General features: G+C 62.3%; 2 protein-coding genes. Both read right to left on the bottom strand.

All coding sequences use genetic code 11. The features are described 5' to 3' along the window. Window positions 1–604: fatty acid desaturase (locus ACE3OH_RS21895; RefSeq protein ID WP_374358307.1), on the bottom strand; the 604-nt coding region annotated here is incomplete at its 3' end. A 15-nt stretch (window positions 605–619) separates the two neighbouring features. Next, on the bottom strand, window positions 620–1732 hold the full coding sequence (locus ACE3OH_RS21890) for a flavin reductase family protein (protein WP_374358304.1): 1113 nt from the start codon (window positions 1730–1732) through the stop codon (window positions 620–622). Window positions 1733–2026 lie beyond the last annotated feature (294 nt).

The raw sequence follows: 2026 nt of genomic DNA, 5'->3' as shown, positions 1-2026 counted from the left end.
TGCGCAGCATCGGCTTGAGTTTGGGCTGCATTTCTTCCTGGCTGACCTTGCCCTTGAAATAGCGATCCAGCTTCAGGTCGAAAATGGCAATGGCAAACTGGAAGAACACTGCCTGCAGCAGGGCCCACAGGGGCTGCAGCAGGTAAAAGCGCCGCCAGCGCTGCTCCGGGAACACCCGCACCGTGCCATAGCCGATATCGTGATCGCGACCCAGCACATTGGTATAGGTGTGGTGCTGGTAGTTATGGGTGCGGCGCCAGGCTTCGCTGCTGCAAAAGTGATCCCATTCGTAATGCTTGCCGGAAAATTCCGGGTCATTCATCCAGTCGTACTGGCCATGCATGACGTTATGGCCCAGCTCCATGTTTTCCAGGATCTTCGACAGGGCCAGCAGCAGCACGCCAGCGAGCCAGGTCGGTGGAAAAAAGCCACCGAACAGCATCAGCCGGCCGGCGACTTCGGTCAGGCGTACGGTGGCGCGAATGCGGCGGATATAGCGGGCGTCGGCGTCACCCAGGTCGGCCAGATGACGGTTGCGCAGGGCGTCGAGCTCGGCGGCAAATGCGGCGGCTTCCTCGGGGCTGAGCGTGCGGTTGTGGGGCATGTGGTGGGTCCTTGATTACAGGTCGAGCGTTACATCGCCAACGGGCGCGCTGATGCACAGCCGGATCGCTTCATCCGGCTCGGTCGAAATCAGGCCGGTGCGCAAATCGCGCACTGCGCCGCTGCGCTTTTGGCAGGTACAGGTATGGCAGATGCCCATGCGGCAGCCGCTGGCTGGCTTGAGGCCATGCGCCTCGGCTTGCTCCAGCAAGGTCTTGCCGGTGCGGCCGCTCAGGCTGATGCCGCTGCGTGCATAGGTGAGCTGCATGGCTTCATCGTCATGCAGCTGCCACTGCGGCGGCGTGAAGCTTTCTTCGGTGAACTTGCCGCCGCCGATGGCATGCCAGGCCTGCTTCGCTGCCTCGGTAAAGCCGTGGCTGCCGCAGGCAAAGGCATGACTATCACGCAGGGCGGGCAGGGCTTGTTCCAGATGGGTGGTGCTGATGCGTCCAGTCAGCTCGTTCGGGCCGGCGGCTTCGCCTGTGAGGCCGACCAGCAGGCGTAGCGGCTTGCCGCCGATCTGCATGGCCTGCAGGGTATCGAGATAAGCCATATCGCGCCGGTGACGGCCGTAGTAGCACAGGGCCACCTCGCCCTGGTAGTTGCGGGACGACAGTTCACGCAACAGCGCCAGTACCGGGGTGATGCCGCTACCGGCTGCCAGGAACAGCAGCTGCGCGGGCAGGGTGGCTGGCAAGACGAATTCGCCCTGGGCGGCGCTCAGCTCGACATAGCTGCCCACTTGCAAGTCGGTGTGCAGCCAGGGCGATACCACGCCGTCAGCATGGCGTTTGACGGCGATTTCCAGCGGCTGCCCGGCGCTCTGGCACGGGCTGTAGCGGCGCTGGTGGCGCACGCCGGCAAATTCCACCGTTACCCCGATATGCTGGCCCGGCTGCATGCCCTGCCAGTTTTTGCTCGGCAGAAGGCTGATGGCAATCGTGGATTCGCTTACCGCCCGGATGCCCGCCACCCGCGCCAGCGTGCGTTGCAGCTGCAACTGCGGATGCAGTAGCCGGCCGTAGTAATCGATCACGTCTTCACGTAGCCAGCCGGCCTGGACGGCGGCACGAACCGGCTTGAGCAGCGGCAGGACGCGATTGACGACGGGAGTGGGAAGCAGGCGCATGGAAAGCCAATTGAGTGAACAAGTGTTTACCAAGATGCCTGTATTTTGTGTTTCAGTCAACACTTGTTCACTGAAATCGGACGCTGCGGTCTGTTTCTGCTAAATTATCGCGTGGCCGTGTTACCACGGTATTCACCGCGTTTACCGCGCTTCTGGCAGCTGCCCCTTACCCGGACATTTGATGAGCACTTCCGTTCTGCTTCGCACCGAAAAAAAGCAGCAGACCCGCCAGGCTTTGCTGGATGCGGCACTGGCCATGATGGCCGGTGGGCGCGGTTTCAGTGCCTTGAGCAT

Origin of the sequence: Chitinimonas sp. (assembly GCF_041904975.1) — a bacterium.
Lineage (GTDB): Bacteria > Pseudomonadota > Gammaproteobacteria > Burkholderiales > Chitinimonadaceae > Chitinimonas.
This window is presented reverse-complemented; position numbering and strand designations above follow the sequence as displayed.